Genomic DNA, 7,690 nt, shown 5'->3' on the forward strand with positions numbered 1-7,690 from the left:
TCAGCCAGCAGTCCATGGCCCGGCTGCTCAATCCCGAGGGCCCGCCGTTGCTCACCAACCCGCTCACCGGAGGCATCGCCGCCTAGCTCACCGACGCTGTGAGAACTCCATCGAATTCACACCACTACAGGGGACTTGACCCAGCGGGAACCAGGCGGCAGGTAAGACCACGGTTGCCACCCTGTTAGCCGAGCGCTTTCCCCGGGGCGTCCACGTCGAGGCAGACGACCTGCAGCGAATGATCGTTTCGGGGTGTAGATGGCCGGACGTCAGCGACGACATCGACGTAGCCACGGGTCGCGTGATCGGCGAGGCTGGTGCCCAACTGACCGCTCGTCTGCGCAATGCCTGTCTGCTCAGCCGATCATTCGTCGGAGAAGGGTTCACCACGGTGCTTACCGACATCATCGTTGGTTGGCGCTTTCAGGAGTTGATGGGGAACCTGGCAGGCGGGCCGTTCCATTTCGTGATGCTCCGACCTTCTGTCGAGGTTCTGCATCAACGAGAGCGTGAGCGAGCTTCCGGCAGTAACGAGTGGGAAGAGCACATCGAGGGCGGAATCGAAGAGATGCCCCCCGTCGGCCTGTGGTTGGATACCAGAGCCTGGAATGCATCCGAGACAGTGGACGAGATACTTAACCGCCGATCCGAAGGTCTGGTTGGTGCCCAACCCCGATAGCTGGTGAACATGAGCTTCTTTTGACGACGCCTACCGACAAGGAACTCCGCCATGGAACATCGCCGAGCGACGGGCACGGCGGCCAAGAGCCGGGAATTCCGCGCGGCAGCGAGAAGCGGAGCGGCGCTATCAATGCTCCGATCCCGAGGGCGAAGCAGACAAGGAAGATCGCCCCGCCAAAGGCGGTGCCCAGCGCGATCTCGGCGTCTCCTCGGCTGCTCGCGGCCAGACCGACTGCGACGTTCTCCGCCTCCAGTCCGGCCAGCAGCGCGCTGGCCACAAAGGGAGCAACGCGGAGCAGGCGGGAGGCACCGACCAATCCCTTGAGCAGGCGCTCAGTCGCGAGCACCACGACCACCACGCCGCCGAGGAAGGCGACCAGCGACAGGACAGGCGACATGGCGGGGATGGTAAGCGGCACCCGGAACTCAGGCGGCTATGTGCTGGTCTGCGGGCGCCTCCCAGTCCCGCGATCGACTTGATGCGGTGCGACGGGGTCAGCGACTGCTGCCATGGCTGCCTCCTACGCCGGCATTACCCGGTCAGGTTCGGCCGTCGGCGACCGTAGCATCGCCTCTCAGCCCGGCAATGTCCGAGCTCCCGCGTGCGGGGCGCAGCATAGCGTCGAGGCTGGCCGACGGTGCACATCGGCCGACTCACCTCCCGTTGACAGTTGCGCAGCCGGTCACTGGGACGCACGTCCGGTGCGCGCCCGCGACGGCCGCGCTTCACGCGGCAGTCCGGATCGCTTGCCGTCGGCAAGGGTAGATGGCCCCAGCACGCGCCGTTCGCCGGCAGGCTGAGCAGCCGCACACCGAACCACGCCGGAGGTCACCGGTCCGAGTCAGCTGCCCTCTGGGTCGCGGGCCGCTGTCGGTTCGGCTCGGAGGCCGACAGCGCCGACCGCTGCGGCCGCTATGAGGAGCAGCCCGCCAACGATGAACACGGGCCGGATCCCCACCAGCGTGGCGAGCAAAGCGCCTAGGCCGATGGAGACGAGTCGGCCCACCTGCCAGGTGAGGTCGAGCAGCGCGAAGGTCCGACCGCGGATGCGCTCCGGGATGCGGCGCTGGATCAGGGTTTGAAAGGACACCATCCCGCTCGAGGTGTTGATGCCGTAGAGACCGAGCAGAGCGCCCCCGGCGCCGGCTTGGCTGAGGAGACCCAGCCCCATGTCGCCGACGCCGCGGATGGCGTAGGCGGCCGGAACAACCCGCTCCGGGGCAACGCGCCCGAGGAGTGGCAGGGCCAGCGGGCCGGCGAGCGCCCCAAGCGCGATCGCCCCCAGCCACGTCCCATAACCCGCGGGATTCAGCAGGTATGCCTTTTCGGCGAGGACGACGAGCAGGGCCGAGGTGGCGCCCACCGAAAGAGCGGCCAGCGCCTGCATGACGAGGAGCGGCCGCAGCCCGCCAACCATGCGCATGAGACGGAAGGCCTCGGGCAGTTGGTGCCACGGTCCGATCGTCAGGGTGCTCACGCGGCTGAGCGCGGGTAGGCGCAGGAGTAGCAGGCCGGAACCAACGAAGGTGGCGGCGTTGACCGCGAAGACCAGGCGCACCAGGCCGTTCGCGACGAGAACGCCCGCCAGAGGCGCGGCGATCAACTGCAGTGCCACCCCCGCCGTCCAGAGCAGGCCGTTGGCGGCTAGCAGCAGCTCGCCCGGAACCAGGCGTGGCACCAGCGTCGAGGACGATGGCGAAAAGACGGCCGTGCCCAGCGCCAGAACGAAGGCCACACCGAGTGCCGTCGGGTAGCTCGGAGCAGCCGCCAGGAGAGCGGCCGTGACGGCACGCGCCATGTCGACTGAGATCAGCAATGGTCGCGGCGATATCTGGTCGACGACGAGTTGAGCGACCAGGGCACCGAGGATCAGGCCCACGCCTTCGGCCAGGACAACGGTTCCGACGGCCGCAGCCGATTTGGTGATGGCGAGGGTGAACAGTGCCAACGCGACGAAGTTCAGCGTGTCCCCAGTGCGGCTCACCAGCGCCGCGAGCCAGAGCGCGCGGAACCCGCGCTGCGACAGCGCGGCTCGGTACTTCTCCGCGTCGGCGGTCAGAGGATGACGAGATCGAGGTGCGTTCACGGTTCTCCGCAGTGGAACCCCTCTGGTCATGGCGCAGCGGTTCCCGCTGGTGGGTGGCCGCCCGTCTTAGCTGTGCTCGGGCCCGAGATCCCCAAGGACGACGTCAATGTGCCGGTCGACGAGCAGTGGGCGGCCCGACCTCAATCGGAGGATCGTCTGACCGTTGCCGTTCGCCTCAATGGATTCGATCGAGTCCGGGTGAATCCATACCTCCCTCGTGAGGCCAGAAGTGACGTCGGCGATTCGGATGTACTTGACCCGGGGGTGACCGACCGCGCCGGCCCGCCCGCCTTGCCGACTTGCCTCCGGACGGGTCGAGGCGGCGCCGATGCGCGACCTCGGCGCAGAGCTCCCGACGCTAGGCATGCCCACCCGACTCCGAAGCTGGTCGTCGCGAGCGGTCAGCGCGGCGCGCAGCTTGCGAGCCGCCTCCGCGCGCGTCTTTCCGTACAGCGCCGGCCGGCGGGTTACCCCCTCGTCAACCACGGTGTAGCGCGCAACCCAGAGGCCGTCCGACCGCGGCCGAGCCGAGACCGATCCCTCGCCGTTGACGCGCTTTCTCATGTTCGAACTGTACCAAGTCTGCGCCAGTTGTCACAGTCGTTGTCACAGTGCCTTGGATCGCTGGAACAGCGGTTTACCCTTCAGGGTAGAGCCTAAATCCCTTGCTGCACAAGGGCTTTGGCGGAGCGAGAGGGATTCGAACCCTCGATCCGAGTTGCCCCGGATACCGCATTTCCAGTGCGGCGCCCTCGACCGGACTAGGCGATCGCTCCGCCGCCGATTCTAGCCGTCGGCCTCCGACGGTTCGGATCGCCGGCGCGCGACCTCTTAATGCCCCCTTATCTCGGGTGCCGGGACGCAGTTCGTACACTGCCGGGCATGGAGGGGAGGCCAAGCCGAAGGGATGTCCTCAAGGCGGGGGCGGGAGTCGCCGCCGGCGGCGCACTGGCCTCCAGTGGCCTGTCGCCGGCACTGCTTCGCGCCATCGCGGCCACGCAGGCGACGTGCGGCACCCTCGCCGACGTGCGGAACGTCGTCATCTTCATCCAAGAGAACCGGTCGTTCGACCATTACTTCGGCCGGTACAAGGGTGTGCGTGGGTTCGATGACCGCTCCGTGCGTCTCAGCAATACCGACGATGGCACCACCATCTTCAAGCAGAGCTACCCAATCGATGGCATCCCCGGCGCTCCCGATCCCCTCCTTCCATTCCACATCAACACCAGCGAGCCGTCCACCAGCCAGGGCGAGTGCACCAACGACATCGGCCACCAATGGAGTGACCAGCACGCCATGTGGAATGACGGGCTGATGGACAGCTGGGTGGCGCGGCACCTGCAGAGTAACCCCGGCGGGAACGGCAAGTTCGCCGCCATCACGATGGGCTACTACCAAGGGTCACCCGCACGCGACCACTCCGGCGACGTCGACCTCTACTGGGCGCTCGCCGACAACTTCACCGTCTGCGACAACTACTTCTGCTCGGTGATTGGCGGCACTGACATCAACCGCCTCTACTCCATGACGGGCACGGCCGACCCGGACTGCTGGGACGGCGGCGGCCAGTTCTTCGACACCAAGACCGGCACCATCCAATCCCCTGGCGCGAATCTCGGCACTGGCCACAGGTGGAAGCCGTACCCTGAGCTGCTCACGGCGGCCGGGGTCTCCTGGAAGGTGTACGGGACGCCGGACGCACACCTCGGCGACAACGTCCTCCGCTACTTCCCGCAGTACCGGCCGGTCGGTGGCAACCCGACGCTCGCCGCCAACGCCTTCGGCTCCAACGCCTTTCCCGGGGACTTCGCCGCGGACGCGCTCGCCGGGCAGCTGCCGCAGGTGTCATGGGTCCTCGGCAGCCTGGTGGACACCGAGCACGCGCCCGCCCCCGTCGAGTGGGGACAGGACGACGCCCAGAAGGTCGTGACCGCACTCCTCAACTCGCCCCAGTGGCCGAACACCGTGCTGTTCATCACCTACGACGAGAACGGAGGCTTCTTCGACCACGTGCCTCCGCCTGTCCCCACCCTACCGGCGCAACGTCCCGGCGAGTTCTTCGACGTCAGCAAGCTGGGACCCACCGCCCTGAACGAGGGCGCGGGTTTCCTCAACAAGCCGATCGGGCTCGGTTTCCGCGTGCCCGCGCTGGTCATCTCGCCGTTCGCCCGCAACGCGAATCCAACCGGCGGACCGCTGGTCTGCAGCGACACGTTCGACCACACGTCGTTGCTGCGCTTCGTCGAGGCTGTCGTCAAGGTCCACGTTCCCCGCCGGGATCCCAACACCACCACGCCGGGACTGAGCCCGTGGCGCGAATCCACCACCGGCGACCTGACGAGCGCCTTCAACCTCGCTGCAGCCCCGGACACCTCCGCGCCGGTGCTGCCCCTGACCAACCGCGGCGACCCGCGGGTGGCCAGCGAGTGCCCCGCGCCCACGGGGACGCTGGCGAGCCCGAGCTTCTCCTCCGGCTACCCCGTGCCGGCAACCGCCCAGATGCCAACCCAGGAGTCGCTGCCCGGCCCGGTCAGGCGCCCCAGCGGGCCGGACCCCAACTGTCCCTCGCCGGTCGTCCCCGAGGGTGGGCTGCTGGGTGCGTGGGCGCTGCCCGCCGTGGCGGTCGGTGCCGGCGCTGTCGCCGCCTTCTTGCGGCGTCGAGGGCAGCGCAGCCCAGCCTGACCGGCGATGCGGACTGGGACGCGCCAGCTATGCTCCGGTCGGTCGGAGCCGCCAGCCGGAGGGTTGTCATGTACCGCAGCAGGTCGGTGCCACTGGTGATCGTGGTGTGGCTCGTCGTCGGGGCGGTCGTCGCCGGCAGCCACCACTACTTCGACAACCTGGGATCCTTGGGCGCGATCATCACCGCGATCCTGGTCGTTCTCCTCTGGCCACTGACCCTCCTCGGGGTGAAGATCCACATCACCACTTGAGCAGGGCTGGAGCGCACCTATACTCGCCGCCCGGAGAGGTGTCCGAGTGGTTGAAGGTGCCGCTCTCGAAAAGCGGTGAGGTTAATAGCCTCCGTGGGTTCGAATCCCACCCTCTCCGCCAATTTCGTATTCAACCCTGATATCACTGCACTCAGCAAAGCTGAGGGGGGAGCTCGCCCCTGGTGGCCGCTTGGGCCCCGCCCGAAACGCGTCAAACTAGTTCCGGTCCACCATGGCCGTTACTCCGCGTATTCGGATCTGCGGGCCGCAGGACCGAACGGCGCGGCGAGCCGCTCGCCAAGAGCGGTGCGCCGCCACCTCAATCGGCCAGCCCGGGCCGGACTTTCACGCAACTTTCCTGTAGTCGGCGTCAAATTGGCTGGTGCGCGGCTTTCGTTCGGCGTAAGGCGGTGGCGAGAAGGGCCAGCGCTTCCGCGCCACGGGATCCGGGTGCGGCGTGATAGATGGTCAGGTGTTGGCGGTCCGTATAGGGGATCGGGAGCCATTCCAGGCGGAGTGAGAGCCGACCGACCTGCGGGTGCTCGAGCCGCCTTGTGCCGCTGCGCCTCGGACGCACGTCGTGTCGCGCCCACAACTCGCGAAACCTGTCGCTGCTGCCTGACAGGTCGGCCACCAGTTCGTTCATGGCCGGATCGTCGACATCCGAGCCGACCAACGCGCGTAGCGAGATGCAACCATCGGCTTCGGCGCTGTCGAGCTCGGTCTACAGACGATGCAGAAGCTCGGTCACCATCTCGGGGTCGCCTGAATCCCACGGCCGATGAAATCTCGCCGCGGGACAGGTCAACCAGTCTGACCGACACCACCACCCGAAGGAGCCGCCATGTCGCGCGTCCGCATCCACAACTTCTCGATCTCGCTCGACGGGTTCGCCACCGGTGAGGGGCAGGCCCTCGACACGCCGTTCGGCCACGCCGGGCATCGGCTCCACGAGTGGATGTTCGCCACTCGGTTCGGCCGCCGCGAAGTCCTCGGCGAGGCGGGCGGTACCGAGGGTGTCGATCACGTGATGGCCGATCGGTACGGACCCGGGATCGGTGCGGAGATCATGGGCGCGGGCAAGTTCGGCCCTCCGGGCTGGCAGGACGACCCGGAGTGGCGCGGGTGGTGGGGCGACAACCCGCCGTTCCACACGCCGACGTACGTCCTGACCCACCGTGCGCTCCCGTCGCTGGAGATGGAGGGTGGCACGACGTTCCACTTCCTCGACGCCGCGCCAGCGGATGCACTCGAGGTGGCGCGGGACGTAGCCGACGGTCAGGACGTCCGCATCGGCGGGGGCCCGACCATGATGCGCGCGTTCATCGCCGCCGGTCTCGTCGACCATTTGCACGTCGTGCAGGTGCCGATCCTGCTCGGCCGCGGTGTTCGGCTGTGGGACGGCCTGGAGGCGTTGGAGCAGCAGTACGACGTGGAGGCGGTCTCGACGCCCCGCGGCGTCACCCACCTCACGTTCACCCGATGACGAGGACGACCTCACGGCGGCACGTCGCGGTCATTCCTGCACACGGAACTGTGGGCACGTGCCGGAGGCGTCAGCTATCGCAACCTCGGCGTCGAGGACTGCGGAGACCCGCTACCTGACTGGTTCTTCACCGAGGGCGTCGAGCTCGTCCTCGACCACTGCGTGGCCACCTCAGCGGGATACTCATCCTCTGTGAGTCAGAGGTACACCGCAGCCCCACAGTCGGCCCAAGGCGGCGGCGAAGATCACCGACGACCTCGACGTGCTGCTGGCCTTCTACGACTACCCGCCGAGCACTGGATCCACCTGTGCACCACCAACCCGATCGACTCCACGTCGGCCAGCCGAACGGCGTGGACGTGGATCAGATCGGCGCAGGGGGAGCGAAGAGCTCGATCGGAATGCCGTCAGGATCGTGGACCGTCAGACCAGAGCCGAAGGGTAGGTCGGCGATGCCTCCGTGTGGGATGTGACGCTCGGCGAGCCACGCCGCCCATTCATCG

At 67.5% G+C, this 7,690-nt stretch carries 8 protein-coding genes, 2 tRNA genes and 1 pseudogene; 6 read left to right on the top strand and 5 right to left on the bottom strand.

Annotation, left to right across the window (positions count from 1 at the left end; genetic code table 11):
• Positions 1-238 precede the first annotated feature (238 nt).
• Complete coding sequence (locus tag JF886_RS08650) at positions 239-679, top strand: hypothetical protein (RefSeq protein WP_337311537.1); 441 nt, start codon at positions 239-241, stop codon at positions 677-679.
• Here JF886_RS08650 and JF886_RS08655 read toward each other — a convergent pair.
• The 4 genes from JF886_RS08655 to JF886_RS08670 all read right to left on the bottom strand — a co-directional run bounded on the left by JF886_RS08655 (position 636) and on the right by JF886_RS08670 (position 3,544).
• Positions 636-1,079 carry a calcium:cation antiporter family protein gene (locus JF886_RS08655; protein ID WP_337311539.1) on the bottom strand — a complete coding sequence of 148 codons (444 nt, stop codon included), beginning with the start codon at positions 1,077-1,079 and terminating at the stop codon, positions 636-638. The genes JF886_RS08650 and JF886_RS08655 overlap by 44 nt on opposite strands.
• Positions 1,080-1,523: 444 nt before the next feature.
• Positions 1,524-2,768 (bottom strand): MFS transporter, encoded by a 1,245-nt coding sequence (locus JF886_RS08660; protein ID WP_337311542.1) that lies wholly within the window; start codon positions 2,766-2,768, stop codon positions 1,524-1,526.
• A gap of 66 nt (positions 2,769-2,834) precedes the next feature.
• Positions 2,835-3,332: a hypothetical protein gene (locus tag JF886_RS08665; RefSeq protein WP_337311544.1), complete on the bottom strand. Its 498-nt coding sequence runs from the start codon at positions 3,330-3,332 to the stop codon at positions 2,835-2,837.
• Positions 3,333-3,450: 118 nt separating this feature from the next.
• Positions 3,451-3,544 (bottom strand) — tRNA-Ser (locus JF886_RS08670).
• A gap of 106 nt (positions 3,545-3,650) precedes the next feature.
• On the opposite strand from JF886_RS08670, the gene JF886_RS08675 reads away from it, so the two are divergent.
• From JF886_RS08675 to JF886_RS08685, 3 genes are all read left to right on the top strand, one after another.
• The gene (locus JF886_RS08675; RefSeq protein WP_337311546.1) at positions 3,651-5,450 is read left to right on the top strand and encodes a phospholipase C; all 1,800 of its coding nucleotides are present in this window, start codon (positions 3,651-3,653) and stop codon (positions 5,448-5,450) included.
• A gap of 68 nt (positions 5,451-5,518) precedes the next feature.
• Positions 5,519-5,701, top strand: a complete 183-nt coding sequence (locus JF886_RS08680; protein ID WP_337311548.1) for a hypothetical protein — start codon at positions 5,519-5,521, stop codon at positions 5,699-5,701.
• Between the two features lie 32 nt (positions 5,702-5,733).
• Positions 5,734-5,822 (top strand) — tRNA-Ser (locus tag JF886_RS08685).
• 249 nt (positions 5,823-6,071) lie between these two features.
• On the opposite strand, the gene JF886_RS08690 is transcribed toward JF886_RS08685, so the two are convergent.
• Positions 6,072-6,377, bottom strand: coding sequence for an MmyB family transcriptional regulator (locus tag JF886_RS08690; RefSeq protein WP_337311551.1), 306 nt, complete (start codon positions 6,375-6,377; stop codon positions 6,072-6,074).
• 168 nt (positions 6,378-6,545) lie between these two features.
• Between JF886_RS08690 and JF886_RS08695 the strand changes: the two genes are divergently transcribed.
• Together JF886_RS08695 and JF886_RS16930 are read left to right on the top strand one after the other, a co-directional pair.
• The gene (locus JF886_RS08695) at positions 6,546-7,187 is read left to right on the top strand and encodes a dihydrofolate reductase family protein (protein ID WP_337311554.1); all 642 of its coding nucleotides are present in this window, start codon (positions 6,546-6,548) and stop codon (positions 7,185-7,187) included.
• Positions 7,188-7,413: 226 nt separating this feature from the next.
• Positions 7,414-7,580, top strand: a pseudogene (locus JF886_RS16930) (IS256 family transposase); the annotation flags it as partial.
• Positions 7,581-7,690 lie beyond the last annotated feature (110 nt).

The organism is Candidatus Aeolococcus gillhamiae, assembly GCF_016464765.1.
Taxonomy (GTDB): Bacteria; Chloroflexota; Dormibacteria; order Aeolococcales; family Aeolococcaceae; genus Aeolococcus; species Aeolococcus gillhamiae.